This window comes from Streptomyces sp. NPDC101151, assembly GCF_044768335.1.
Classification (GTDB): domain Bacteria; phylum Actinomycetota; class Actinomycetes; order Streptomycetales; family Streptomycetaceae; genus Streptomyces.
On the sequence record NZ_JBIWPP010000029.1, the window covers coordinates 65,125 to 91,879 of the forward strand.

The 26,755-nt window shown below is 72.1% G+C and carries 22 protein-coding genes and 2 pseudogenes; 13 read left to right on the forward strand and 11 right to left on the reverse strand.

The annotated features are described in order from the left end of the window. Positions 1-15: 15 nt before the first annotated feature. From ACIRU3_RS36010 to ACIRU3_RS36020, 3 genes and pseudogenes are all read right to left on the reverse strand, one after another. Positions 16-867 carry an NADPH-dependent F420 reductase gene (locus ACIRU3_RS36010; RefSeq protein ID WP_404065693.1) on the reverse strand — a complete coding sequence of 284 codons (852 nt, stop codon included), beginning with the start codon at positions 865-867 and terminating at the stop codon, positions 16-18. After that, entirely contained in the window at positions 864-1,076 is a 213-nt protein-coding gene (locus ACIRU3_RS36015; protein ID WP_356156472.1) for an EF-hand domain-containing protein, read from the reverse strand. The genes ACIRU3_RS36010 and ACIRU3_RS36015 overlap by 4 nt, the downstream gene beginning before the upstream one ends. A gap of 59 nt (positions 1,077-1,135) precedes the next feature. Beyond that, positions 1,136-2,046 (reverse strand): annotated as a pseudogene (locus ACIRU3_RS36020) (MerR family transcriptional regulator). 48 nt (positions 2,047-2,094) lie between these two features. On the opposite strand from ACIRU3_RS36020, the gene ACIRU3_RS36025 reads away from it, so the two are divergent. Beyond that, positions 2,095-2,754, forward strand: coding sequence for a GNAT family N-acetyltransferase (locus ACIRU3_RS36025; protein WP_404065696.1), 660 nt, complete (start codon positions 2,095-2,097; stop codon positions 2,752-2,754). Here ACIRU3_RS36025 and ACIRU3_RS36030 read toward each other — a convergent pair. From ACIRU3_RS36030 to ACIRU3_RS36055, 6 genes are all read right to left on the reverse strand, one after another. After that, a complete protein-coding gene (locus ACIRU3_RS36030) occupies positions 2,721-3,908 on the reverse strand; it encodes a hypothetical protein (protein WP_404065699.1) in 1,188 nt (395 codons plus the stop codon). The genes ACIRU3_RS36025 and ACIRU3_RS36030 overlap by 34 nt on opposite strands. Then, positions 3,908-4,717, reverse strand: a complete 810-nt coding sequence (locus ACIRU3_RS36035; RefSeq protein WP_404065702.1) for a polysaccharide deacetylase family protein — start codon at positions 4,715-4,717, stop codon at positions 3,908-3,910. The genes ACIRU3_RS36030 and ACIRU3_RS36035 overlap by 1 nt, the downstream gene beginning before the upstream one ends. 97 nt (positions 4,718-4,814) lie before the next feature. After that, a complete protein-coding gene (locus ACIRU3_RS36040; protein WP_404065705.1) occupies positions 4,815-5,318 on the reverse strand; it encodes an ATP-binding protein in 504 nt (167 codons plus the stop codon). A 312-nt stretch (positions 5,319-5,630) separates the two neighbouring features. Beyond that, the gene (locus ACIRU3_RS36045) at positions 5,631-6,398 is read right to left on the reverse strand and encodes an enoyl-CoA hydratase/isomerase family protein (RefSeq protein ID WP_404065707.1); all 768 of its coding nucleotides are present in this window, start codon (positions 6,396-6,398) and stop codon (positions 5,631-5,633) included. Between the two features lie 206 nt (positions 6,399-6,604). After that, positions 6,605-7,840: an Ig-like domain-containing protein gene (locus ACIRU3_RS36050; protein ID WP_404065709.1), complete on the reverse strand. Its 1,236-nt coding sequence runs from the start codon at positions 7,838-7,840 to the stop codon at positions 6,605-6,607. A gap of 159 nt (positions 7,841-7,999) precedes the next feature. Continuing rightward, on the reverse strand, positions 8,000-9,223 hold the full coding sequence (locus ACIRU3_RS36055; RefSeq protein ID WP_404065712.1) for an Ig-like domain-containing protein: 1,224 nt from the start codon (positions 9,221-9,223) through the stop codon (positions 8,000-8,002). 234 nt (positions 9,224-9,457) lie between these two features. On the opposite strand from ACIRU3_RS36055, the gene glgX reads away from it, so the two are divergent. The 6 genes and pseudogenes from glgX to ACIRU3_RS36085 all read left to right on the forward strand — a co-directional run bounded on the left by glgX (position 9,458) and on the right by ACIRU3_RS36085 (position 15,470). Further along, complete coding sequence (glgX, locus tag ACIRU3_RS36060; protein WP_404065714.1) at positions 9,458-11,701, forward strand: glycogen debranching protein GlgX; 2,244 nt, start codon at positions 9,458-9,460, stop codon at positions 11,699-11,701. A 115-nt stretch (positions 11,702-11,816) separates the two neighbouring features. Beyond that, a complete protein-coding gene (locus tag ACIRU3_RS36065) occupies positions 11,817-12,323 on the forward strand; it encodes a SigE family RNA polymerase sigma factor (protein ID WP_404065716.1) in 507 nt (168 codons plus the stop codon). 11 nt (positions 12,324-12,334) lie between these two features. After that, complete coding sequence (locus ACIRU3_RS36070) at positions 12,335-12,862, forward strand: hypothetical protein (protein ID WP_404065719.1); 528 nt, start codon at positions 12,335-12,337, stop codon at positions 12,860-12,862. Positions 12,863-13,002: 140 nt separating this feature from the next. Then, positions 13,003-13,725, forward strand: a pseudogene (locus ACIRU3_RS36075) (dolichyl-phosphate beta-glucosyltransferase); the annotation flags it as partial. Positions 13,726-13,751: 26 nt separating this feature from the next. Continuing rightward, positions 13,752-15,002 carry a hypothetical protein gene (locus ACIRU3_RS36080; RefSeq protein WP_404065722.1) on the forward strand — a complete coding sequence of 417 codons (1,251 nt, stop codon included), beginning with the start codon at positions 13,752-13,754 and terminating at the stop codon, positions 15,000-15,002. 132 nt (positions 15,003-15,134) lie between these two features. Further along, positions 15,135-15,470: a hypothetical protein gene (locus ACIRU3_RS36085; protein ID WP_404065725.1), complete on the forward strand. Its 336-nt coding sequence runs from the start codon at positions 15,135-15,137 to the stop codon at positions 15,468-15,470. Between the two features lie 65 nt (positions 15,471-15,535). On the opposite strand, the gene ACIRU3_RS36090 is transcribed toward ACIRU3_RS36085, so the two are convergent. Both ACIRU3_RS36090 and ACIRU3_RS36095 read right to left on the reverse strand, forming a co-directional pair. Then, on the reverse strand, positions 15,536-17,392 hold the full coding sequence (locus tag ACIRU3_RS36090) for an ABC transporter ATP-binding protein (RefSeq protein WP_404065727.1): 1,857 nt from the start codon (positions 17,390-17,392) through the stop codon (positions 15,536-15,538). Then, a complete protein-coding gene (locus ACIRU3_RS36095) occupies positions 17,389-19,176 on the reverse strand; it encodes an ABC transporter ATP-binding protein (protein WP_404065730.1) in 1,788 nt (595 codons plus the stop codon). Before ACIRU3_RS36095 ends, ACIRU3_RS36090 begins: the two co-directional genes overlap by 4 nt. Before the next feature lie 195 nt (positions 19,177-19,371). Here ACIRU3_RS36095 and ACIRU3_RS36100 point away from each other — a divergent pair, with 195 nt between their 5' ends. The 6 genes from ACIRU3_RS36100 to ACIRU3_RS36125 all read left to right on the forward strand — a co-directional run bounded on the left by ACIRU3_RS36100 (position 19,372) and on the right by ACIRU3_RS36125 (position 26,555). Then, on the forward strand, positions 19,372-20,280 hold the full coding sequence (locus tag ACIRU3_RS36100) for an ATP-binding cassette domain-containing protein (protein WP_404065732.1): 909 nt from the start codon (positions 19,372-19,374) through the stop codon (positions 20,278-20,280). Further along, a complete protein-coding gene (locus ACIRU3_RS36105) occupies positions 20,277-21,011 on the forward strand; it encodes an ABC transporter permease (RefSeq protein WP_404065735.1) in 735 nt (244 codons plus the stop codon). Before ACIRU3_RS36100 ends, ACIRU3_RS36105 begins: the two co-directional genes overlap by 4 nt. Before the next feature lie 25 nt (positions 21,012-21,036). Then, positions 21,037-22,317, forward strand: a complete 1,281-nt coding sequence (locus ACIRU3_RS36110) for a sensor histidine kinase (RefSeq protein WP_404065738.1) — start codon at positions 21,037-21,039, stop codon at positions 22,315-22,317. Next, positions 22,307-22,942 (forward strand): response regulator, encoded by a 636-nt coding sequence (locus ACIRU3_RS36115; protein WP_404065740.1) that lies wholly within the window; start codon positions 22,307-22,309, stop codon positions 22,940-22,942. Before ACIRU3_RS36110 ends, ACIRU3_RS36115 begins: the two co-directional genes overlap by 11 nt. Positions 22,943-23,061: 119 nt before the next feature. Next, complete coding sequence (locus tag ACIRU3_RS36120; protein WP_404065742.1) at positions 23,062-24,798, forward strand: ABC transporter transmembrane domain-containing protein; 1,737 nt, start codon at positions 23,062-23,064, stop codon at positions 24,796-24,798. Further along, positions 24,795-26,555, forward strand: a complete 1,761-nt coding sequence (locus tag ACIRU3_RS36125; RefSeq protein ID WP_404065744.1) for an ABC transporter ATP-binding protein — start codon at positions 24,795-24,797, stop codon at positions 26,553-26,555. Before ACIRU3_RS36120 ends, ACIRU3_RS36125 begins: the two co-directional genes overlap by 4 nt. Positions 26,556-26,755: the final 200 nt, after the last annotated feature.

Consider the following 26,755-nt stretch of genomic DNA (forward strand, 5'->3'; position numbering starts at 1 on the left):
GGAAAGGGCCGGGCCCTAGCCCCGGAAGTCCTCGGGGCGTTCCGGTGAAGCCTTCGCCAGAGCCTTCGTGACGGCCTCCAGGCCCGCCTGCAGGCCGTACACCGGGGTGCCCGGCTGCTGGCGCCAGGAGTCGTCGATGCCGCCCGCGTCGACGGTGTCGAAGCCCAGTTCGCCGACGAGGTCGCGGACGATCCGCTTGGCGGCCGCGTCGTCGCCGGCCACCGGCAGGGCCATGCGCCCGGGATCGCCGGCCGGGCGGGGGCGGTCCAGGATGTCCTGGGCGTAGGTGCCGTTGAAGGCCTTGATCACGGGGTGTCCGAGGTGGCGTTCCGTCCAGCGGCTCTCGGTCAGGCCGTCGTCCTCGATCGCGGCGATCCGGCCGTCCCGCTGCTGCGGGTAGTAGTTGCCGGTATCGATCACGGCGACGCCCTCGGCCGCACCGTCCAGCAGGCCGGAGGGGAGGTCCGGGACCCGCTTCAGAGGGACGGTGACCACGACCACCTGGGCGCCCCTGGCGGCCTCCTCGGCCCGGACCGGGGTGGCGCCGGTCTCCTCGGCCAGTGCCTTGAGCGTCTCGGGGCCCCGGGAGTTGGCCACGGACACGTCGTGACCGAGGGCGGTGAGCCGCCGGGTGAGGTTGCCGCCGATGTTGCCCGCGCCGATGATGCCGATCTTCATGGCAGACCCTTCCAGGATCGATGCATGTGCATACTTCCGTCGGTCGGCGACAACCCCGCGGGCAGCGGGACTATTCCGGCGGCTGCGGCAGACGGGTGAACCCCCCTCGGACCCGTGCGACGATCCTGCCCGCACAACGAAGGGGGTGCCCCTCCACGATGGGACGGGCACCCCCTTCGGGCGCGTCACTTGTTCAGGTAGGCCCAGAACTCGTCGAACGACAGGACCTTGTCGCCGTTGAGGTCGCGGCTCTTGATGATGGCCGCCGCCACCGTCTCGGTGACGTTCCAGTCACCCTCCTGGGCCAGGGCGGACTTGAACTCCGCTGCGGTGATGAATCCGTCACCGTCCGCGTCGATCCGCTGGAACTGCTTGCGTGCTTCCTCGATGTCCGCCACCGATCCGCCCCTTTTGTTCGTGTTTCTCATGCCGTGCCGGCGTACTGTCGCTGGTCAGATTAACGGCCCTGGCGAGCACGGAGTGCGGCGACCACCCAGGCGAAGTCCTCGGCGTGCGGGGGCGCGGGCTGCCGGTTCACGAGGGCGAGCAGTTCGCGGTAGCGGGCGACCCGTTCGTTGAAGCCCGCCGTCATGCGTTCCAGTACGTCGGTCCGGTCCGCGTCGCCGAACAGTTCCCGCAGCACCTCCTCGGCCTCGGGCGCCGCCGGGTCGGTGCCGCGCTCCCGCGCCGGGCCCACCAGTTCCACCAGACGCCTGGCGAACCACAGGGACTGCCCGCGCGGCGCCCCGCGCCCCCGGTCGGCGGCGTTGAACTCGACCGCCCGGCGCATCTGCGCCCGGAACTCCGGGTCCTGGAGCATCTCGGCCAGCTCCACCCAGGCGTCCACCTGCTCGGGCGTCGGGTTTCCGACAGGTCCACGGCGGTGCTCCGCATCCGCTCCCGGATGTCCGGGTCGACGGTGTCGAGGCCGTGCAGCGTCTCGGCCACGAACTCTTCCATGATCCGCTGCCGCTCGGCGGCCGACAGCCGCGCCAGTCTGTTCATCAAGGTCATCTCCTCCGCGCTCGAACCACGTCGTGCCACGCTCGACAGCACCGCCCTCGTCACCTTCAGCGACCGGATCTGCGCGTCCAGCGCCGCGACATGGGTGGCGGCGACCTCGGCCACGCTCCGCTCGCCGGCCAGCACCCGGTGCACGTCCTCCAGGCCGAGGCCCAGCTCGCGCAGGGTGCGGATCAGCTCCAGGCGGGCCACGGAAGCGGCGTCGTAGAGCCGGTAACCGCCCGCCGAGCGGCCCACCGGGGGCAGGACGCCCTCGTCGGACCAGTAGCGGATGGTGCGCACCGTCAGGCCGGTGGCCCGTGCCAGCGCTCCGATGGTGAAAAGTCCGGTGCCGTCGTCGATCACGTCTGCGAGTCTGGGCCTTCCAGTCGGTGGAGACTCAAGGAGCACGGTTTGGAGACCTTGCGGGACATTCTCGACGCTGCGGCGCGGGGCGTCTTCCCGCCGGCGGACGGCGGCACGACGGTCGTGCCCCAGCCCTCACCGCGGGACGCCGGTGTCCTGGCCCTCACCGCCCATTCGGTCGTGTTCACCGACGAGGATCCGGACTGGGTGCACGAGACGCTGCGCGCGGTCGGGGACGAGTGCGACGCGCTGGCCGCCACGATGAACCCGCGCTTCCTGACCGCCCTGATGGACCGGACGGGATGCCGTACGGACACGATCGACGTGGTGCTGGCCGGGCCCCCGCTGCCGGGCCGCCCGGCCCTCGCGCTGCGGGAGATCGCCGACCCGTCCCACCCCCGGGTGGTCAGCTCGCACCGGCGGCGCGACGACGTCCGGGTGTGGGTGGCGGACGGCGGTGTGCTCGTGCTGGGGCGCGGGGTGGCGGGCCGGCTGGAGGCGGCCGTCGAGGTGGACGACGCGGTACGGCACCGGGGGCTGGGCCGGGCGCTGGTGACGGCGGCGCGGCAGTTGGCCGGGGAGCCGGTGTGGGCCCAGGTGTCGGCGGGGAACGCCCGCAGTCTGCGGGCGTTCCAGGCGGCCGGATACCGTCCGGTGGGCTCGGAGGCGCTGCTTCAGCGGAAGATGCCGGTGTGCCCCAGTGAGTAGCGGCCCGGCTGCGGGTAGACCGCGAGGCCGTGCGGGCCGCTGCCGACCCTGATGCGGGCCAGTTCGGTGCCGGTGCGGGTGTCGATGGCGTACACCTCGGAGTTGTAGCGGCCGGAGAGCCACAGCACCTTGCCGTCGGCCGAGACACCGCCCATGTCGGGGCTGCCGCCGCCGGGCAGATGCCACTTCTTGGTGAGCCGGTTCTGGGCGAAGTCGAAGAGGGAGATGGTGCCCTCGCCGCGGTTGGAGATGTACATCTCGCGCGAGTCCCGGCTGATGTACAGCCCGTGGGCGCCCTTTCCGGTGGAGAGGAACTCCGGCTTGGCGAAGGTGTCCCCGTTCAGGATCCACATGCCGTTGGCCGCCATGTCGGCGATGTAGAACAGCTTGCCGTCCGGGGAGATCTTGACGTCCTGCGGCATCGCGCCGTCCAGCGGCAGCTTCTCCTGGGCCACGACCTCCATCCTCGCGGTGTCGACCTTGAGCACTTCGCCGCTGAACTCGCAGGAGACGATGAAGTAGCGGCCGTCGATGGAGAAGTCGGCGTGGTTGACGCCGTAGCAGCTGACCGGGACGGACTTGACGACCTCCATGGTGTGCGCGTCACGGAAGACGAGCCGGCGGTCCATGGAGGCCATGACGATCGCGTACTTGCCGTCGGGCGTGAAGTACAGGTTGTACGGGTCGTGCACGTCGACCGGTCGGCCGGCCCGCCCGGTCTTCGGGTCGATGGGGGTGAGGCTGTTGCCGAGGTCGTTGTTGACCCAGAGGGTCTTCAGGTCCCAGGACGGCACCACGTGCTGGGGCTGCCGGCCGACCGGAATGGTCTCGATGACCCGGTAGGTCTCGGGGTCGATGACGCTGACGGTGTCGGAGTTGGTGTTGGGGACGTACACCCGGGACGGGAAGTCCCTGACGGCCGGGGAGAGCCGGCCGGGCCGGTCGGCGGCGTAGATGTCGGTCGGGTCCTGCACCGGGGGCATCCCGGGCAACACGTCCACCTGCTGCTTCTTCACCTGCGGCTGGACCGGTGGCGCCTTGCTGCCGAGGGCCTCGCTCTCGTTGTGCTGGGCGCCGCCGCACGCGGACAGCAGCGCCAGGGCGGTGAGGGCGGCTCCGGCGGCCAGGAGGCGGGCGGCTTTCGTGGGTTGCATCAGCTCAGCAGCTCCGTGGTGGTGACCGCGCGCAGCCCGCGGCGGTCGAGTTCGTGGAGTACGGCGGGAACGGCGGCGACCGTGTCCGGATACCCGAAGTGCAGGCTCACCACCGACCCGTCGCGCACGTCGGCGAGGACCTTGCGGGTGATGGCGTCGGCGCCGGGGCGGGTGTAGTCGAGCGAGTCGACGTCGTACGAGAGCACATGCGGATAGCCCGCGGCGCGGGCGAGCCTGGCGACCATCGGGGAGGCGGTCGGCGAGCGGGAGGGGCGGAACCAGGTGCCGATGGATCCGGTGAGCCGCTCCAGGCGCTCGGCGCAGTCGGTGATCTCCTTGGCCGCCTCGGGCTCGGCCATGGCGTTGACGGAGATGTGCCGCTGGGTGTGGTTGCCGAGGTCGTGGCCGCCGTCGAGGATGCGGCGGGCGAGGGCCGGGTGTTCGTCCAGCCAGCTGCCGACGGCGAGCACGGTGAGCCGGGCGCCGCGCTGTTCGGCCGTGCTCAGCAGGGACTCGGCGAGGTCGGGGTCGCCCTGCCCGTGGAAGGTGAGGGCGACCTGGGGACGGGTGCGCGGGCCGTGCGTGATCTGGGCGGGCTGCCCGGCGTAGGTGCGGGGGGCGGGGGCGGAGTGGGACGTGGCCGCAGGTTGGCCGGACGCGCGGGCGGGCGGGGCGGACCCGGAGGTCGCGGCGGCGGGCGGGGCGTCCTGGCCGGCAGCCCCGCACCCGGCGGCGAGCGCGCCCCCGGCGACGAGCCCGGCACCCACGCGCAGCGCCCCGCGTCGGTTGGTCGTGGTCACGCGCACCATTTAAGGGGCGAAAAGCGAGAAAACGGCCGATTAGCCCGACCGAGGGGCGATTTCGGGTCGCCATGGCCTCACTGTCCCCAGGTGGTCCCGTCAGGGCCTAACGGTCGGCGACCCGCATCTCGAACCAGGTGGTCTTGCCGCGTGGCAGGAGGTCGACGCCCCAGCGGTCGGACAGTTTGTCCACCAGGAACAGGCCACGGCCGCTGACGTCCATCTCCTGAACCGGCATCAGACAGGGGAGCCCGCGCGAGGGATCACGGACCTCGACGCGGATCCAGCCGCGGCGGCGGCGCATCCGGAGGCCGAAGACCCGGGCCCCGGTGTGCCGGACGGCATTGCCGACGAGTTCGGAGACGAGTAAAACCGCGTCCTCGGTCATCTTGGGAGTCAGCCCCCAGTGCCGCAGTACGACGACCTGGGCCAGCCGGCGCGCGGTGGCCGCGGACTCCGGGCGGGACGGCAGCGGTACCTCCGCCTCCGTCGGGTTGCCGAACAGTTCGAGCGCCTGGAGCGCCCGTTCGTCCTCCACCGCGGGCGACCAGCGCGCCGCGGCCGCACGGCTGTGTCCCCGCGGCTGTTCGATGCCCTCCAGCCCCGCCATGCCCCCATGATGGCCGCCCGGAGCCGTCTCCGTGGCCGTTCCGGAGGAATACGCCCCCCGTACGCCCCTGCCCCGCTCCGGCCTTTCGGCATATGCCGACGGCATGTCGATCCCCGGAAGAGCCCTATTGACCTGCGGCGACGACTCACTTCCGGGCAACCGTCGGACTCCCTCGACGAGGCAGGTTTAAGGTTGCCTTAAGGCTCCCATACACCGCCCCATCGAGGGACCCGGATCAGACAACGCGTCAAGTGCAAGGACCCCCACGGGGGTTGCGGCAGGAGTTTCCGCGGAAATTCATCCCTTCGCGGCTCAGAGGAACTTCGCCTTGCCGGGCCCCTCCGCCACGAAGCTGCGCATGCCGCGCTCGCGGTCCTCGGTGGCGAACAGTCCGGCGAACCAGTTCCGCTCAACGGCGAGCCCGGTGTCGATGTCGGTCTCCAGGCCGGTGTCGATCGACTCCTTCGCCGCGCGCAGGGCGATCGCCGGCCCCTGGGCGAGCTTGGCTGCCCAGGCGTGCGCCTGCTCGTACACCTCGGCGGCCGGGACCACCCGGTCCACCAGGCCGATGGCGAGGGCCTCGTCGGCCTTCACCTGGCGGCCGGTGAAGATCAGGTCCTTGGCCTTGGAGGGACCGACCAGCCGGGGCAGGCGCTGGGTGCCGCCGGCGCCCGGAATGAGACCGAGCAGGATCTCGGGCTGGCCCAGCTTGGCGTTGTCGGCGGCGATGCGGAAATCGGCGCACAGGGCCAGCTCGCAGCCGCCGCCGAGCGCGTACCCGGTGACGGCAGCGACGACGGGCTTGGGGATGCGGGCCACGGCGGTGAAGGCGTCCTGCAGGGCGCGGGCGCGCAGGACCATCGCGGTGTGGTCCATGTCCTGCATCTCCTTGATGTCCGCGCCCGCCGCGAACACCCGCTCGCCGCCGTAGATCACCACGGCACGCACGTCCTCGCGGCGCGTGGCCTCCTCGGCGAGTTCCTTCAGCCGGTCCTGCGTGGCGATGTCCAGCGCGTTCATCGGCGGCCGGTCCAGACGCAGGGTTCCGACACCTTCGGCGACTTCGAGATTCACGGTCATGCAGAGCAGGTTAACGGTGACTAACGGCTACGGGGCCGGTGCGGTGGATCACACCCGGCCCGGGGTCCGGGGGTTGCCCCCGGGCAGGCACAGCACGGTGACCAACGACTACCGGGCCGGTGCGGTGGATCGCACCCGGCCCGGGACCGACGACAGCGGGCCCGGTGCCGTAGGTCACAGCACCGGGCCCGTGGCTCAGCGAGGGCTCACTTCTTCCAGTCGGCCCAGGACATGTTCCAGCCGTTGAGGCCGTTGTCCGGGGCCACCGTGCGGTCGTGGGAGTTCTTGACGACCACCACGTCGCCGCTCATCGAGTGGTTGAAGAACCATGCCGCCGGAACGGACTTGTCGTAGCCGCCGCGCACATCGCGCAGGCCGATGCAGCCGTGGCTGGCGTTGAAGTTGCCGAACGCGCCGCCACCCCAGTAGTTGCCGTGGATGAACGTTCCGGAGTCCGTGAGGCGGATGGCGTGCGGGACGTCCTTGATGTCGTACTCGCCGCCGTAGCCGACGGTCTCGCCGTTCATGCGGGTCACGACGAGCTTCTCACGCATGACCATCTGGCCGTTCCAGGTGTCGTAGCCCGGCTTGCCGGTGGTGACGGGGATGGTCTTGATGACCTTGCCGTCCTGGGTGACCTTCATCGTGTGCTTCTTGGCGTCCACGTAGGAGACCTGGTCGCGCCCGATGGTGAACTTCACCGTCTTGTGCTGCTCGCCGTAGACACCGTCACGGCCCTCGACGCCGTCGAGGTTGAGGTCGACGGTGACCTTCGTGCCTTCCTTCCAGTACTTCTCCGGGCGGAAGTCCAGACGGTCGTTGCCGAACCAGTGACCCTCGACGTCGACGGCCGGCTCGGTCTTGATCTTGATGGCCTTCTCGACGTCCTGCGGGTTGGTGATGCCCCGGGTGAAGCGGACGGAGAACGGCATGCCCACCCCGACGGTGGAGCCGTCCTCAGGGGTGAAGTTGCCGAGGAAGGTGTTCTTCGGGGTCAGCGTGGTGAAGCTGGAGTCCTCGGCGGCCTCGCGGCCCTCGGAGTCCTTGGCGACCGCATGCACGCTGTACTTGGTGCCGGCGGCCAGATGGGTCGACGGCGTCCAGGAGGCGCCGCCGCCCGCGATGGCGCCCTCGATCTTTGCGCCCTTGGCGTCCTTGACGGTGACCTCGGTCAGTTTGCCCTTGGTCACGTTCACCTTCAGGGCGCCGCTCGTGTCGACGCCCGAGGCACCGGACTTGGGCGAGATGCTGACGGCTGCCGTCGACTGCTTGCCCTGCTGCGTGTCGGGACCCTTGCTCTTTCCGTCCCCGGAACCGGACCCCGAGTCACCGCCGCCGCACGCGGTGAGAGTCACGAGCAGGGCGCCGGCTATGAGCGCCGCCCCCTTACGGCCTCTCCCCCGGCTCCGCACCGACGCCCCCGATATCGGCCGCACGTTCAAAGTCGTTCTCCCCTCGCCGGACCAGGTCAGGCCCGCTCCCCACCACACTTGGTGTGCGCATGTTAACCGCAGGGTTTTGAGCAAGGTGTCAGCCGAATGTCACCGTTCCGTCGCAACTTCAACCGACCACCGTCACCCGAAACCCCGCCCCTCATCTGGTTACTTGACCGCGCTGCCCGCTTTCCACTCCTTCCACGCCATGTTCCACCCTCCGAGGCCGTTGTCGGGAGAGACTGTTTTGTCCTTGCTGTTGACGACCTCGACGACGTCCCCGACGAGGCTGCGGTCGAAGAACCAGCCCGCCGGGGTGTCCGAACCGCCGCCCTTGACGTCCCTGAGGCCCACGCAGCCGTGGCTGACGTTCACCCGGCCGGGGGCGTCCGGGGACCAGTAGTTGCCGTGCAGGAAGGTGCCGGAGTCGGTGAGCTTCATGGCGTGCGGGACGTCCGGGATGTCGTACTCGCCGCCGAAGCCGACCGTCCGGCTGTTCATGCGGGTGACCTCCAGCATCTCCATCACCACCATCTTCCCGTTGTAGGTGGTGGTCTTGGGGGCGCCCGCGGTGATCGGCACGGTGGCGAGCAGCTGCCCGTCGCGCCGCACCTCCATCATGTGGTCGGACGCGTCCACCAGGGACACCTGGCTGCGGCCGACGGTGAAGGTGAACGTCTTGTCCTGCAGGCCGTAGGCGCCGGGTGCCCCTTCGACGTCCCTGAGGCCGAGGTCGACGGTGACCTCGGTGCCGGGCTTCCAGTAGCGCTCGGGGCGGAAGTCGAGGCGGTTGTTGCCGAACCAGTGCGGGCGGATCTCCACGGACGGCTTCGCGGTGACGCGTACGGCGCGTTCGACGGCGGCGCGGTCGGTGATCTCCCGGCTGAAGGAGAGGGAGACGATCATTCCGGTGCCGACGGTGGAGCGGTTCTCGGGGGTGACGTAGCCGATGAACCGCTCCTCGGGTACGTAGGTGGTGAAGGTGGTGTGCCGGGCGGAGCGGTGGCCGTGGGCGTCCAGCGCGACCGCGTCGACGGTGTACTTGGCGGCGAGTGCCAGCCGCTTGCCGTCCGGCTCCCAGGTCAGTCCGTCGGCGCTGATGTGCCCGGGGACCGGGGACTCCTGCGCGTCCTGGGACTTGACGACCTTCACCTTCTCCAGGCGCCCGTCGGGCACCCGCACCCGCAGCGGATCCCCCGGCCGGACGGCCTTGCCGCCGTCGTCGGGGGTGACCCGGATGACGTCCGCGGGGGACGGGGGTTTGCCCAGGACCCCGTCGATGCCCAGTCCACCGGAGCCGCCCGAGGAGCAGCCGGCGAGCAGCCCCGCCCATGTCAGTACCGCGGCCAGCGCGGCCCCCGCGCGCCGTGCGCGCCCTTGTACGTGCATCACGTGGGTCTCAACGACGGGGCCCGCTCCGGGGAAACGTGAGTGCGACGCCAGTGCTGGGCAGAACTGTGGGGAGGACGACGCGAAGGGGAGCCGCCGCGCCCACGTCGGAGCCGTCGGGGCGCAGCCGTACCGGGTGGCCGAGCTGTGCCCGGACCGGGAGGGTCCGGGCACGGTCGGCCCTTCGGCGCGGCCGACTGCGCCCCGGGGGCGAGCCACTGAAAGAGGGGCCGACTGGTGACGAGCGCAGCCGAGCAGCGGGCACTGGCCGAGGGGCGGGCCGCCGAGGGCGGGCACCCGGCGGCCGTGGTGAGCGGCGTCCGTCGCGCCCTGCCGCCCGCCCCGCCCGTGTGGCCGGGTGCGCCGACTCCGCTGGGGGCCCGGTTCCGGGTCGGGCCGGACGGGGTCGCGGGCACCAACTTCGCGCTGTGGGCGGGCGGGGCGGAGGCGGTCCGGCTGTGCCTGTTCGACGAGCGCGGCCGGGAGACACAGGCTCCGCTGACCGAACTGACGCACGAGATCTGGCACGGCTTCGTCCCGGGTGTGATGCCCGGGCAGCGGTACGGCTACCGCGTGGACGGCCGCTGGGACCCGTGGACCGGCGCCCGCTGGAACCCCGCGAAGCTGTTGCTCGACCCCTACGCGCGGGCGGTGGACGGCGAGTTCGGCCTGCCCCCCGAGGTGTACGGGCATGTCCGGGACTGGCCGGAGCAGCACGTCGCCGACACCGTGCGCGACGACCGGGACTCGGCGCCGCACGTCCCCAAGGGCGTCGTCGTCCACGATGACGACGACTGGTCCGACGACCGCCGCCCCAAGACGCCGTGGGCGGATTCGGTGATCTACGAGCTGCATGTGCGGGGCTTCACCAAGCTGCACCCGGGCATCCCGGAGGAGCTGCGGGGCACCTACGCCGGTCTGGCGCACCCGGCCGCCGTCGAGCATCTGGTGAAGCTGGGCGTCACGGCCGTGGAACTGCTCCCCGTCCACCAGTTCGCCCACGAGGACCATCTGCTGCGCCGCGGTCTGAGGAACTACTGGGGCTACAACTCGATCGGCTACTTCGCCCCGCACGCGGCCTACGCGGCCTCGGGTACGACGGGAGGGCAGGTCGGCGAGTTCAAGCGGATGGTCCGCGCGCTGCACACGGCGGGCATCGAGGTCATCCTCGACGTGGTCTACAACCACACCGCCGAGGCGGGCGAGCTCGGGCCCACGCTCTCCCTGAAGGGCATCGACAACCGCGGCTACTACCGTCTGCAGGACGACGCCCGCCGGTTCGCCGACTACACCGGCTGCGGCAACACCCTGCATGTCGTCCAGCCCCAGGTCCTGCGCCTGATCACGGACTCACTGCGCTACTGGGTGACGGAGATGGGCGTGGACGGCTTCCGCTTCGACCTGGCGGCGGCGCTCGCCCGCTCGATGCACGACGTCGACATGCTCTCCCCGTTCCTCGCGGTGATCGCCCAGGATCCGGTGCTGCGCCGGGTGAAGCTGATCGCCGAGCCGTGGGACATCGGCTCGGGGGGCTATCAGGTGGGCGCCTTCCCGCCGCTGTGGACGGAGTGGAACGACCGCTACCGCAACGCCGTACGGGACTTCTGGCGCCATGCGCTGCCCGACGTGCGGGAGATGGGGTACCGCCTGTCGGGCTCCAGCGACCTGTACGCCTGGGGCGGCCGCCGCCCCTACGCCTCGGTCAACTTCGTCACCGCGCACGACGGTTTCACCCTGCGCGACCTGGTGTCGTACGAGAGCAAGCACAACGAGGCGAACGGCGAGAACAATCGGGACGGTACGGACGACAACCGGGCCTGGAACTGCGGGGCGGAGGGGGAGACGGACGACGAGCGGGTACGGGCGCTGCGGCGCGGACAGCTGCGGAACCTCCTGACGACCCTCCTGCTCTCCACGGGCGTGCCCATGCTCGTCGCCGGCGACGAGCTCGGCCGCACCCAGCGCGGCAACAACAACGCCTACTGCCAGGACAACGAGATCAGCTGGCTGGACTGGTCCCTGCTGGACGACCCGGCCTGGCGCCCCCTGTTCGACCTGACCTCCCGGCTGATCGCCCTGCGTCACCGGCACCCGGTGCTGCGCCGCCGCGCCTTCTTCTCGGGACGCCACTCGGCGGACGGACTGCGCGACCTGGCCTGGTTCACCTCCCGGGGCGCGGAGATGACCGAGGGCGACTGGTACGCACCCGCCGCCACACTTGGCATGTATCTGTCCGGACGGGACATCCCGGGCCGGGACGAGCGGGGCGCGCCGGTCCTGGACGACAGCTTTCTCGCCGTCCTGCACGCGGGCGACCGCCCGACCGGCTTCGTCCTGCCGGGCCCGCCCTGGGCGGAGGGCTACGAGATCGTGATCGACACGTCCCGCGAGGACCAGGCGCAGGCCCCGGGTACGGTCCACCGGGCGGGTGCGGAGATCACGGTTCCGGCGCGGGCCGTGCTGCTGCTGCGGGTCGACTGACGCCGTGTGACCTCTGTGCGTGACGCGGATCACGCTCGCCGAGTGCAGCGCGGGAGGGGGGGCCAGGGCCTTTCCCCCTGTGAAGGGACAGCCGGCGAGAACGGGGACCGTGGGAATGGAGCAGGCTCGGGCCGGTGAGTACGACGCGTTCGTGGCGGCCCGCTGGTCGGTGTTGTTCCATCTCGCCCGTCTGCTCACCGGAGGGGATCGGCATCGGGCCGAGGACCTGTTGCAGGAGTCCTTGGTCAAGCTGTGGTTCGTCTGGCCGAAGGTCGCCGACGAGGCGCCGGAGGCGTACGTGCGCAAGGTGCTGGCGCGGGCCGCGGCCCGCTCGGCCCGCCGGCGCTGGTGGGGCGAGCGGCCCGTCGAGGAGCTGCCGGAGGTGGCGGCGGAGGGCGACATGTCCGCGACCGTCGCCGAGCGCTCCCGGCTGGAGGCGGCGCTCGCGCAGCTGAGCCCGCAGCAGCGGGCCGCCGTCGTGCTGCGCTACTACCAGGACCTGCCCGACCGGCAGGTCGCCGAGACCCTGGACTGCCCGGTGGGCACGGCCCGGTCCCATGCCGCGCGCGGGGTGGCCCGGCTGCGCCGGCTCCTGGCCGACGTCATCGAGCCGGTGGGGTGAGGGAAGAAGCCATGGATCACTTCGAGCGGCAGCTGACGCAGCTGATGCACAGCGCCCAGGAACACAGCCCCTTCGAGCCCAGACATCAGGACCGGCTGCACGCGGGAGTGCGCACCCGTCGCCGGGTGCGGGCGGCGCGCCGGGCCGCCGGGTCCGTGCTGGCGGTCGCCGGACTCGGCCTCGGGCTGTTCCTGTGGCCGCACGCGCCGGGCACCGACCGGCCCAGCGCGCCCCGTCCGCGGCCCGCCGTCAGCCCGGTGCCCAGCCCGACCACGTCCCCCTCGCCCGACGACTCGCCGAGTCCGCCGCCCAGCTCGACGGCGACCACGGGAGCGCCGGACCCGGGCGGGACGACGGAGACCTCCGAGCCTCCTCCGGCCTCCGGGAGTTCCGACCCGGCCTCGGGTCCCCCGCCCAGCAACACGGCCACGGCGACCGCCACCTCACGGGGCGCGGTCACCGACCCGCCGCCCACACAGTCCGCGACCCCGCCGGCCGATCCGTCGTACGACCCCCAGGTGGCCAGTCCGACCGGTTAGCGCGCCGCCCTCCTTCGTCACCCCACCGCCGCGCATTCCTTCAGCGCGCCTCGCACCCGAGAACACAAGGGACTTACGTGATAAATCTCCGCCCGAGTCGGACGACACCGGCCAGGACCCCCTTGCCCCGGCGTGCGCCGCTGCCGAGCCATCACGAGGAGCCGGTCCTGGACGTGGCCGTGCCGGTGTTCAACGAGGAGGCGGATCTGGAGCCGAACGTCCGGCGGCTGCACGCGCATCTGCGGGAGACCTTCCCCTACCCGTTCCGGATCACCGTCGCCGACAACGCCAGCACGGACCGCACCCCGCGCATCGCCGCCGGTCTCGCGGACGAGCTGGCCGAGGTGGAGTGGATACGGCTGCCCGAGAAGGGGCGCGGACGGGCGCTGCGCGCGGCCTGGTCGGGCTCGCGGGCGCCCGTGCTCGCCTACACCGACGTGGACCTGTCCACCGGGCTCGCGGCGCTGCTGCCGCTGGTCGCGCCGCTGATCTCGGGCCACTCCGACCTGGCCATCGGCACCCGCCTCGCGCCCGGCGCCCGGGTGGTACGGGGCCCGAAGCGGGAGGTCATCTCCCGCTGCTACAACGTCCTGCTGCGCTGCACGCTCGCCGTCGGCTTCTCTGATGCGCAGTGCGGGTTCAAGGCGGTGCGGCGCGATGTCGCCGAGCGACTGCTGCCGCTGGTGCGGGACGGGGAGTGGTTCTTCGACACCGAGCTGCTGGTGCTCGCCGAGCGGGCGGGCCTGCGGATCCACGAGGTGCCGGTGGACTGGGTGGACGACCCCGACAGCCGGGTCGACATCCTCGCCACCGCGCTGGCCGACCTGCGCGGGATCGCCCGGATGCGCCGCGAACTGGCCCGTCGCCGCCGTACCGGATCGAACGCCGCATGACCGCGACCCTGCCCCGCACGGAGGCGTTCTCCCCCGCCCCCAGGTCGGCGCCCGGCCCGCGTGAGCGGCTGCGTGCCGCCGCCCGCCGGCACGGCCCGGTGCTCGGCTTCTTCGGCGCCCTGAAGCTCGTGGGCTTCTGCTCCTTCATGTACCTGCTGGACTCGGCCGGTGACTTCCGCACCAGGCACCCGCGCTTCGGCGGCGGAGCGCACGCCTGGGACGTCCTGGCCACCTGGGACGGCTGGTGGTACCAGCAGATAGCGCTGCACGGCTACGACCCGAAGCTCGTCCAGATCCCCGGTGCCACCGGCCTGATCACCCTGGAGGGCAACTCGGCGGCGTTCTTCCCGCTCTACCCCGCGCTGATCCGGATGACGTCGGCGGTCACCGGCCTGGGTTCGTACGGCGCCGGTCTGCTGGTCTCCGTCGTCGCCTCGTTCGTGGCCGCGCTCGGGATCTACGCCGTCGCCGACTGGTTCGGCGGCCGGCGGGCCGGTCTCGCCGCCGCCGGGCTGTGGGCGGTCTGGCCAGGCTCCGGTGTGGAGTGGGCGGTCTACTCCGACTCGCTCTACATCGCCCTCGCCGCCTGGGCCTGCTACGCGGTGATGACCCGCCGCTGGCTCACCGCCGGGGTCCTCACCTTCGCGGCCGGCCTCAACCGCCCCACGGCCGCCGCGCTGATCGCCGCGCTCGCCGTCGCCGCGCTGTGCTCACTGCGCGACCGCCGCGACGGCGTGCTGCGCCCGCTCCTCGCCATGGGCATCGCCCCGCTCGGCCTGCTCGGCTACCTGGGCTGGGTGGGCCACCGGATGGGCGACTACGGCGGCTACTTCAAGCTCCAGTCCGGCGCCTGGGCGCACAGCTTCGACTACGGCGAGCAGACCCTCGACGTGCTGACGTCCGTGCCGGTGGGCCACTTCACCTACCTGTCGGCGTTCCCCTTCGCGGACGTCATCGGCGTCGGAGTCGTCCTGCTGGCGTTCGCCCTGGTCCCCCTGCTGCTGCGGCTGCGTCCGCCGGCGGTCCTGGTCGTCCACACCCTGCTCACGCTCGCCCTGGTCCTCGGCAGCCAGCAGATCTTCGCCAACGTCTCCCGCTATCTGCTCCCCTGCTTCCCGCTGTTCATCCCCCTGGCCGTCGCGATGCGCCGGCTCAGCCTGCGCGTGCAGTGCACGCTGCTCGGCATCGCCGCCCTGGCCTCCGGCTCGTACGCGGGGTACGCGCTCTTCGAACTCGGGGTGCCGTAAGGCCTGTTCTCGACGGGCCGAACGGGTGATTCGCGCATGTGACGGTGACATGTCGCGTTCATACCTGCTGCGATGGTTACGGCCCTCATGGGCCAACAGCGGCAATCATCCGCTTCAGGGAAGGGGACTCACATGCGCGCATGGCAGCGGCTGGCCAGAGTGACCGTCGTCGCAGGTTCGGCGATCATGCTGGTGGCGGGGGTGTCGACCAGTGCACAGGCGGCGACGGGCAAGTTCTCCTACACCCGGGCCGACACCGGCTTCCGGAGCTCGACCACGAACCCGCCCGACGACCTGTGCATCCCGCTGGAGGGCGGGGCGGGCACCGCGGACAACCTGACGGACACCCCGGCCATCCTCTTCCGGGACGAGGAGTGCAACGTCCCGCAGGACACGCTCCAGCCCAACGAGGGCGGCGCCTACGGCGGAGCCACCGTGCCGCACGCGGTGATCTTCCACGCCGGTTAGGGCCTGTCCGGCGGAGCGGACCGCCCCGGGGGCGCTGCCGGCACTCCCGAGGCGGTTCGCCCGCGCTACGCCAGACTGTCCCGCCACGCCCGGTGCAGATCCGCGAACCTTCCCGTACCCGCGATCAGTTCGTCCGGACGGCCGTCCTCGACGATCCGGCCGTGCTCCATCACCAGCACCCGGTCCGCGATCTCCACGGTGGACAGCCGGTGTGCGATCACCACCGCGGTACGGCCGCGCAGCACCGTCGACATCGCCCGCTGCACCGCCCGTTCGCCCGGGACGTCCAGGGAGCTGGTCGCCTCGTCCAGGATCAGCACCGCCGGGTCGGCGAGCAACGCCCGGGCGAAGGAGACCAGTTGGCGCTGCCCGGCCGAGATGCGCCCGCCGCGCTTGCGTACGTCGGTGTCGTATCCGTCGGGCAGTGCGCTGATGAACTCGTGCGCGCCGATCGCCTTCGCGGCCCGCTCGATCTCCTCGCGGGTGGCGTCGGGCCGGCCGATCGCGATGTTGTCCGCGACCGTGCCGGAGAACAGGAACGCCTCCTGCGTCACCATGATCACCCCGCGGCGCAGTTCGGGCACCGCCAGGTCGCGCAGGTCGGCGCCGTCCAGCAGCACCCGGCCGTCGGTGGGGTCGTAGAAACGGGCCAGCAGCTTGGCCAGGGTCGACTTGCCCGCGCCCGTGGAGCCGACGACGGCGACGGTCTGCCCGGCCGGGAGGGTCAGATCGAAGCGGGGCAGCACCTCGCCGCCGGTGCGGTAGGCGAAACGGACTCCGTCGAAGACGACCTCGCGGCCCGGGAACTCGCTTCTCGGCGCCGGAAGTTCGCGGGGCTCCGACGGCTCCGGCACGGACGGCGTCTGCGCCAGCAGCCCGGCGATCTTCTCCAGGGAGGCGGCCGCCGACTGGTAGGAGTTCAGGAACATGCCGAGCCGGTCGATCGGGTCGTACAGCCGCCGCAGATACAGCACCGCCGCAGCCAGCACACCCAGCTCCAGCGAGCCGGACGCCACCCGGTGGGCGCCCCACAGCACGATGGCGGCGACCGCCGTGTTGGCCACCAGCCGGGATCCGACCACGTACCGGGCCATCTCCAGCAGCGCGTCCCCGTTCGTCCGCTCGTGCCGCCGGTTGAGTACGGCGAACTCGGTGTCGTTCGCCGCCTCCCGGCGGAAGGTGCGCACCGGGCGGATGCCGTTCATGGTCTCCACGAACTTCACGATCACCGCCGCGATCGCCGTGGACCGGTTGCGGTACACCCGCCCCGCGCGCCGCTGGTAGACCCGGACGAGCAGATACAGCGGCACGAAGGAGGCCACCGCGACCGCGCCGAGGCCCAGATCCAGCCACAGCAGCATCGCCGAGATGTAGACGAAGGACAGCACGACGGTCACCAGCTCCTGGAGCCCCTCGTCGAGGAGTTCGCGCAGCGACTCCACGTCCGTCGTGGAACGGGAGATCAGCCGGCCCGAGGTGTAGCGCTCGTGGAAGTCGACGCTCAGCGCCTGCGCATGCCGGAAGATGCGGCCGCGCAGGTCCAGCAGCACGTCCTGGTTCACCCGGGCGGAGGCCTCGATGAACGCGAACTGCAGCCCGCCGGAGACCAGCGCGCACAGCAGATAGCCGACGGCGACCGCGATGAGCGGACCGTGGTCGTGGTCCCGGAACGCCGGTACGGCCTTGTCGATGGCGTACGCCACCAGCAGCGGACCCGCCTGCACGGCCGCCTGCTGGAGCAGCAGGAGGAAGGTGGTGAAGGTGACCCGGGCCCGCAACGGCGCGAGCAGCGAGCGCAGGAGGGAGGCCGTGGCGCCGGGCGGGGTGGGCAGGACGTCGTGGTCGAAGGGGTCGCCGGTCTTCTGTGGCCGGGGGTGGTGGTCGTCGTCCGTGGCGGGGGCGGCGGTCGTCGTCGTGGTCATCGCTGGTCCTCTTGTTCGCCTTGTTCGCCGGACATCAGGTGCGCGTACTCGCCGTTGGTGCGCAGCAGTTCCTGGTGGGTGCCGACGGCGGCGATCCGGCCGCCCGACAGCAGGGCGACCCGGTCGGCGAGCAGCACCGTGGACGGGCGGTGGGCCACGATCAGCGCGGTGGTGGCCGTGAGGACCTGCCGCAGCGCCGCCTCGACGGCGGCCTCCGTGTGCACGTCGAGGGCGGACAGCGGGTCGTCCAGCACGAGGAACTCCGGCCGGCCGACGACCGCGCGGGCCAGCGCGAGGCGCTGGCGCTGGCCGCCGGACAGGCTCAGGCCCTGTTCGCCGACCTGGGTGCCGGTGCCCTGCGGAAGGGCGTGCGCGAACTCGGCCTGCGCCACGGCCAGGGCGCGGTCGAGGTCCGCCTCCCCGGCGCCGTCCACGGCGCCCATGAGCACGTTCTCGCCGACGCTCGCCGAGAACAGGGTGGGTTCCTCGAAGGCGACGGCGACCTTGGCGCGCAGCTCCTCGCGGGACATCGCGGTGATGTCGACGCCGTCCAGGGTGATGCGGCCGGAGGTGATCTCGTAGAGGCGGGGGACGAGGGCGGTGAGGGTCGTCTTCCCGCTGCCGGTGGCTCCGACGAGGGCCATGGACTCGCCGGGGCGTACATGCAGGTCGATGCGGTCGAGGAGGGGCTGGGAGCCGGGTGGGGCGTCGGGGTAGCGGAACCGGACGTTCTCGAAGCGGAGTCCGGCCGCCTGTGCGTCGGCGGTGCTGTCCGCGGCCACGCCGGCACTTTCCGGCTCCTCGTCCATCACCTCGAAGTATCGTTCGGTCGCCGTCGCCGCCTCCTGGCTCATCGCCAGCAGGAAGCCGATGGAGTCCACCGGCCAGCGCAGGGCGAGGGCCGTGCTGAGGAAGGCGACCAGCGTGCCCGTGGACAGGTCGCCGTCGGCCACCCGTACGGCGCCGAGCACCAGCGCCGCCCCGATCGCGACTTCCGGAAGCGTCACGATGATGCCCCAGATGGTCGCCAGCAGCCGCGCCTTGCGCAGTTCCGTACCGCGCAGCGATCCCGCCAGTTCCCGGAACGCGCGTGCCTGGCTGCGGTGCCGGCCGAAGCCCTTGATGATGCGGATGCCGAGCACGCTCTCCTCGACCACCGTCGTCAGGTCCCCGACCTGGTCCTGGGCGCGCCGCGCCACCCCGGCGTACCGCCGCTCGAAGACCACGCAGGTCCACATCACCGGGACGGCGGGCCCGAGGATGACCAGCCCGAGCACCCAGTCCTGCATCAGCATGATCACCACGCCGACGAGGATCGTCACCCCGTTGACCAGCAGGAAGGTCAGCGGGAAGGCGAGGAACATGCGCACCAGCATCAGGTCGGTCGTGCCCCGGGAGAGCAACTGGCCGGACGCCCACTGGTCGTGGAACGACACGGGCAGCCGTTGCAGACGGCGGTAGAGGCCGGCCCGCATCCCGGCCTCGACGTGCGACAGCGGCCGGGCCACCAGCCAGCGCCGTATGCCGAACAGAACCGCCTCGGCGATGCCGAGCAGCAGCAGGTACAGCGCCCCGAGCCACACCCCGGCCGGATCCCGGTCGGCGACCGGTCCGTCGACCATCCACTTCAGGACGAGCGGGATCACCAGTCCCGTACAGGAGGCGACGATCGCGACGAACGCGGCCGTGAACAGCCGGGCCCGCACGGGGCGGACGTACGGCCACAGCCGCAGAAGGGTGCGTACGGCGGAGCGGTCCTGGGTGGTTGCACGTGTCGTGGGCATCATCGCGAGCCTACGGATCGGCACTGACATCGCCCACCGAGTTTTGGCCGGACCCAGGTCCGCCGCTGGTCCTACGACCAGCGCGTTCGAGGGGTCGTAGCGGGTGGTCGTAGTCCCCCGTCAACCGATCGGACGATGCCGCCTCGAGCGCGACGGCCGATGTGCCGGACCCCGCCCGGCCGGGATTCTCGGTCCATGCCATCCGTCATCGAAGTCACCGATCTGCGCAAGTCCTACGGCGGCCGGACCGTCGTGGACGGCGTCTCGTTCGCCGTCGAGGAGGGCGAGATCTTCGGCGTCCTCGGCCCCAACGGCGCCGGCAAGACCACCACCGTCGAGTGCGTCGAGGGGCTGCGCGTCCCCGACACCGGGCGCATCCGCGTCACCGGCCTCGACCCCGTCGCCGACCACGAGCAGGTCGCGCAGGTCCTCGGCGCCCAGCTCCAGCAGAGCGAACTGCAGCCCAAGCTCACCGTGCGGGAGGCGCTGGAGCTGTACGCGTCCTTCTATCCGCACCCGGCCGACTGGCGGCCGCTCGCCGAACGGCTGGGCCTGACCCCGAAGCTGGACACCCGGTTCGCCAAGCTCTCCGGAGGCCAGCAGCAGCGCCTCTTCATCGCGCTGGCGCTGATCGGCAGCCCGCGGGTCGTCGTACTGGACGAGCTGACCACCGGGCTCGATCCGCGCGCCCGCCGTGACACCTGGCAGCTCATCGAGGACGTCCGCGCGAACGGGGTCACCGTCCTCCTCGTCACCCATTTCATGGAGGAGGCGCAGCGGCTCTGCGACCGCATCGCGGTGATCGACAGGGGCCGGATCGCCGCGCTGGACACGCCGGCCGGACTCATCCGCCGTTCGGCGGGCGCGACCGTCATCAGCTTCACCCCCTCCGCGCCGCTGGACGAGCGTGAACTGGCCGCCCTGCCCGCGCTCGCCTCGGTCGAGCACAAGGACGGCCGCGTCACGCTCTCCGGGACCGACGAGACCGTCGACGCGGTCATCTCCCTGCTCGCCCGGCACCACGTCACCGCCCATCAGCTGCGCGTCCTGGACGCCACCCTCGACGACGCGTTCCTGGATCTGACCAAGGAGGCCGCGGCATGAACACCGCCGTCCTGCGCACCGAGTTCCGCCTCTTCCGCCGTGAGCCCGCCGCCGTCTTCTGGATCTTCCTGTTCCCGACGCTGCTGCTGGTGGTCCTCGGCTCGATCCCGTCGTTCCGGGACACCGACACGTCCCTGGGCGGTCTGCGGCCGATCGACGCCTATGTGCCCGTGGCCGTGCTGATCGCCCTGATCATGTCCGGTGTCCAGTCGCTGCCGCAGGCGCTCACCGGTCACCGGGAGAGGGGCATCCTGCGCCGCATGTCCCTCACCCCCGTACGGCCGTCCGCGCTGCTGTTCGCGCAGATGGTGGTGCAGGGCGTGGTGGCACTGGCCTCGGCGCTGCTCGCGCTCGTCGTCGGGCGGCTCGTCTTCGACGTACGGCTGCCCGAGCAGCCGGCCGGCTATCTGCTCGCCCTCGTCCTCGCGGTGCCGGCGGCCCTGGCCCTCGGTTCCGTCGTCTCGGCGCTGTCCCGGACGACGAAGATCGCGAGCGCCATCGGGTCGGCGGTGTTCTTCCCGATGATGTTCTGCGCGGGCGTGTGGCTGCCGGTTCAGGCCATGCCGCACACGATGGCCCGCGTGGTCGGTCTGACCCCCTTCGGCTCGGCGGCCCGTGCCCTCGGCGAGGCGGCCGCCGGCCACTGGCCCGGCTGGATCCACCTGGGCGTGCTCGCCGTCTGGACGATCCTGCTGACCGCCGGGGCCGCCCGCTGGTTCCGCTGGGAGTAGGCGACCGGCCGTGCAGACTGGGGACATGACCACGGTGGACAGCCGGCTGGACCGACGCTGGGAGCAGTTGCACACCTGGGGGCCGTACGGGCTGCTCGGCATCAGTACCGTCCTCGGGGTCGCCTCCGCCGACCCGCACACCGGCCCCGCCAAGTGGTACACCGCCTGGGCCCTGATCGGTTCCGCGGTGCTGCTCCAGCTGTGGTGGCACGGCACTCGATCCCGGCGGCCCGGCCGCGGCCGTACGCCGACCCCGGCCGGGACGGGGTACTACGCCGTCCGCTGGGCACTCGCCTTCGCCCTCACCTGGCTCAGCCCGTTCTTCGCGTTCTACGCCGCCACCGGCTACATGGACGCCGACGAGTTGCTTCCGCGCCCGTGGCGGCGGCTCGGACTGCTCGCGAGCGCGGCCACCGTGGCCGGCGCGCAGGCCGGCGGACTCCCGTTCGGGAGCGGGCTCCAGTGGGTCGTCTTCGCCGGACTGCTGGTCGCCAACTCCGGTCTGCAGATGGCGATCGCCCATCTCACCGAGCAGGAAGCACTGCGGACCCGCAACCGCACCGAGACCATCGCCGCCCTGCAGCAGGCCCTCGACGAGAACGCCGCCCTGCACGCCCAGCTCCTCGTCCAGGCACGGGAGGCCGGGGTCGCCGACGAGCGCCGCAGGCTCGCCGCCGAGATCCACGACACCATCGCCCAGGGCCTGACCGGCGTCATCGCCCAGCTCCAGGTCGTGGCGAACGCGCCCGACCCGGACATCGCCCGCACGCACCTCGAACGCGCCTCCGCGCTCGCCCGGCACAGCCTCGGCGAGGCCCGGCGCTCGGTGCACAACCTCGCCCCGGTGGCGCTGGAGCACGACGGACTGCCGGAAGCCCTGACGAAGACGGTCGCCGAGTGGGGCGAACGCGTCGGCGTGCAGGCCGGGTTCACGGTCACGGGCACCGTGGAGCAACTGCACGAGGAGGTCGCGGCCACGTTGCTGCGCATCGCCCAGGAGGCGCTGTCCAACACGTCCCGGCACGCGCGCGCCACGCGTGTCGGCGTCACCCTGTCCTTCCTCGGTGACGAGGTCATCCTGGACATCCGCGACGACGGCCGCGGCTTCGACCCGCTCGCCGTCCCCGCACGCAGCCTCCCCCACTCTCGATTTCGCTCGAGCGGGGGGACCCCCATCGGCGGCTTCGGCCTCGACGGCATGCGCGTCCGCGCAGAACGCATCGCGGGCTCTCTCACCGTGGAGTCCGAGCCCGGCCACGGCACGGCGCTGTCGGCTCGCGTACCGTTGGTCCGCCATGACCCGTGACACCGGCATCTCTGTACTGATCGTCGACGACCATCCCGTCGTACGCGACGGCCTGCGCGGCATGTTCGACGCCGCGCCGGGCTTCCACGTACTCGGCGAGGCTTCCGACGGCGCCGAGGCCCTCGAACGGGCCGCCGCCCTGGACCCGGACGTCATCCTCATGGATCTGCGGATGCCGGGCGGCGGCGGAGTGGACGCGATCGCCGAACTGACCCGGCGCAACGCCCGCGCCAAGGTCCTCGTGCTGACGACGTACGACACCGACTCCGACACCCTCCCGGCGATCGAGGCGGGCGCCACCGGCTACCTCCTCAAGGACGCCTTGCCCGACGAGCTGTTCACCGCCGTCCGGGCCGCCGCCGAGGGCCGGACGGTCCTCTCCCCGGCCGTGGCCTCGCGCCTGGTCCACGCGGTCCGCGCCCCGGGCAACGAACCGCTCTCCGCCCGCGAACGCGAGGTGCTGACGCTGGTCGCGAAGGGCACGTCCAACCGCGAGATCGCCCGCGAGCTGTTCATCAGCGAGGCGACGGTGAAGACGCATCTCACGCACCTCTACGCCAAGTTGGGCGTGAAGGACCGGGCCGCGGCGGTGGCGGTGGCCTACGACCGGGGGATCCTCGGCTGAGGCGTCCGCTCCGGGGTGCTCTTATTCGATGGAGCGACCATCCATACCCTGGGTACCTTCGACGTCTCCTGTCCGGCTCGCCATTCCGGTGAGGCCGAGGGGAACGGGGGCAGGGCGGAATGATCGACGCGTACGAGGATCCCGGCACACCCGACACCCGCGGCGGCTGGCACTACCTGTGGTGGCTCGTGCTGCGCCAGCGGGTGCGGTCGCTGGTCGGCGCGCTGCTGGGCAGCACGTGGATGGTGCTGCTGGCGGCGCAGCCGTACATGATGGCGCGGGCCGTCGACGACGGGCTGGTGCCGGACCGGATGGATGTGCTGGTCCGGTGGACCGTCGCGATGTTCGTGGTCGGCGCGGTGAACGCCTGGCTGAGCATCATGCGGCACCGCACGATGACCCGGGTACGGATGGACGCCAACTTCCGCACGCTCAAGCTGGTCGTCGGGCACGCGGCCCGGCTGGGAGCGGTACTGCCGCGGCGGGCCGGGGCCGGGGAGGTCGTCACCATCGGGGTCGGCGACGTGCAGACCCTCGCCCAGGCGCTGACCGTGGTCGGGCCCGGAGTGGGCTCGATCGTGGTGTACCTGGTGGTGGCCGGGGTGCTGCTGTCGATCTCGGCGCCGCTCGCCGCCGTGGTGCTGCTCGGGGTGCCGGTGATCGCGCTGCTCACCGGGCCGCTGACGCTGCGGCTGCAGGGCGCGGAGAGCGAGTACCGGGAGCGGCAGGGCGTGCTGACTGCGCGGATCGGCGACCTCGCGGGCGGGCTGCGGGTCCTCAACGGCCTGGGCGGCAAGGGGCTGTTCTCGGACGCCTTCCGGAAGGACTCGCAGCGGCTGCGCGTGCAGGGGTACCGGGTGGGCGCGGTGGCCAGCTGGGTGCAGGCGCTCGGCGTGGGCCTGCCCACGCTGTTCCTGGCCGTGGTGACCTGGCTCGCGGCCCGGCTGGCCGCCCAGGGGTCCATCAGCATCGGCGAGCTGGTGGCGGTGTACGGCTATGTGGCGGTGCTGATCGGGCCGGTGGCGTTCTTCGTGCAGATGGCCTACGAGCTGAACCGGGGTGTGGTCGCCGCCCGCCGGGTCGTACGGCTGCTGCGGCTGGAGCCGGAGCCGGACGTGGGCGGGCTGCCCGCGCCGGACGGGCCGGCCGAGCTGTGCGACCCGGTGTCCGGGGTGCGGGTGGCGCCGGGCCGGCTGCTCGCGCTGGCCGCCGCCCGCCCGGCGGAGGCCGCCGCCGTGGTCGACCGGCTGGGCCGGTACGGACCCACCGAGGCCACCTGGGGCGGGGTACGGCTGGACGCGGTCCCGCTGGCCGACGTACGGACCCGGATCCTGGTCGCCGACAACGAGGCGGACCTGTTCGCCGGACCGCTCAGGGAGGTCGTGGCGGCCGAGCACACGGCCGACGGGGCGGCGGTGCGCCGGGCGGTGCACGCGGCCGCCGCCGAGGATGTCGTACGAGGGCTGCCGGACGGACTGAACTCCGCGGTGGCCGGGCAGGGCCGCAGCCTCTCCGGCGGGCAGCGGCAGCGGATCCGGCTGGTGCGGGCGTTGCTGGCCGACCCCGAGGTGCTGCTCGCCGTCGAGCCGACCTCGGCGCTGGACGCGCACACGGAGGCCACGGTCGCCGAGCGGCTGCGGGCGGCGCGGGAGGGCCGGACGACGGTGGTGGTGAGCACCTCGCCGCTGATGCTGGACCGGGCCGACACCGTCCTGTTCCTGACCGACGGAAAGGTGACGGCAAGCGGCCCGCACCAGCGGCTGCTCGCCCAGGAACCGGGCTACCGGACCCTGGTGGCACGAGACGCCGAGAACGCCACCGGAGCCGCCGAAGCAGCCGAGGGGGCCACACGGTGACGACGGATACGAAGCTGCTGCCGGTCGCGGACCGGGCCGGGGTGCGGCGGGCGACCGTGCGACTGCTGCGGGCCGACAGGCGGGCGTTCGCCGCCGCGCTGGTGCTGAACGCGGCGTCGGCCGGGGCGGGCCTCGCCGGGCCGTGGCTGGTCGGGCGGATCGTCGACGAGGTGCGGGCGGGTCACGGGGCCGGGGCGGTGGACCGGCTGGCGCTGTGGATCCTGCTCTGCTCGCTGGCCCAGCTGCTGCTGGCGCGCTGGGCGCGGTACGTGGGGCACCGGTTCGGGGAGCGGACGCTGGCCCGGGTGCGCGAGGAGTACGTCGACCGGGTGCTGGCGCTGCCCGCGTCCACGGTGGAGCGGGCCGGCACCGGCGACCTGACCGCGCGCGGCACGGCCGACGTGGCGACCGTCGGCACCACGCTGCGGGACGTCGGCCCGGAGCTGCTCGTGTGCGCCGTGCAGGCGTTGTTCGTGCTCGGCGCGGTGTTCGCGCTCGACCCGCTGCTGGGCCTGTTCGGCCTGCTGGGCCTGACCCCCATCCAGCTGGCGCTGCGCTGGTATCTGCGCCGGGCCCGGGACGGCTATCTCGCCGAGGGCGCCGCCACCTCGGAGGTCGCCGAGATCGTGGCGGCGACGGCGGCCGGGGCACGGACCGTCGAGGCGTTCCGGCTCCTGCGGCGGCGGATCACGGCGAGCCGGGACGCGCTGGAGACGTCCCGCCGCACCCGCTTCTACACCCTCTACCTGCGGTCGGTGTTCTTTCCCGCGGTCGAGGTGACGTACACGGTCCCGGTGGTGGGCGTGCTGCTGCTCGGCGGGTGGCTGCACCAGCGGGGCGCGGTCGGCGTGGGCGCGGTGGTGGCCGCGGCCCTCTACCTCCGGCAGTTCACGGAACCCCTGGACCAGATCCTGATGCGGGTGGAGCAACTGCAGAGCAGCAGCGCCTCGTTCGCGCGGGTGGAGGGGCTGGCGCAGGCGCCCCGGGCGGAGGCGGAAGGCGGTTGCCCGGAGCCGGCGGACGACCGGATCGACGTGCGCGGGGTGCGGTACGCCTACGAGCGCGGTGGCGAGGTGCTGCGCGGGGTGGACCTGACGGTGCGCCCCGGAGAACGGCTCGCCGTGGTCGGCCCGTCCGGGGCCGGCAAGACGACCCTGAGCAGGCTCCTCGCGGGCATCGACACCCCCGGGGCGGGCACGGTGACGGTCGGCGGAGTCCCGATCGCGTCCCTGGAGCCGGAACGCCTGCGCCGTCAGGTCGTCCTGGTCACCCAGGAACACCACGTCTTCCTCGGCACGGTCCGCGACAACCTCCTGATCGCCGAACCCACCGCCACCGACGCCGACCTGTGGGCGGCCCTCACGGCAGTGGGCGCCGCCGACTGGGTCCGCGCGCTCCCCTCCTCCCTCGACACTCCCCTGGGCCCGAACGCCCACCCCACGGACGGCTCCCAGGCCCAGCAACTGGCCCTGGCCCGGGTCGTGCTGGCCGACCCCCACACCCTCATCCTGGACGAGGCCACCGCCCTCCTCGACCCCACCACGGCCCGCCACACCGAACGCGCCCTGGCCGCGGTCCTGGAGTCCCGCACGGTCATCGCCATCGCCCACCGGCTCCACACGGCGCACGACGCGGACCGCGTGGCCGTGATGGAGGACGGCCGTCTGACAGAGCTGGGCACCCATGAGGAGCTGGTGGCGGCGGACGGGGCGTACGCGGCGCTGTGGCGGACTTGGCATGGGGACGCGTCCTCCTGAAGGAACAGTCCGCATATCGAACATGAACATCCGGTCAACGGAGCATTTCCGGCCAAGTTTGTGACGCGGTCCTGACAGACAGCGTGATCCCCTGCCACTCTTCCCACGGCCGACCCACAGCAACCCCACAGCTCCGCATGCTCTGCGCGGGCCGGCCCTGCACCTGCACGTGGTTCCGCGAAACGCCCTGTTCTGCCCGG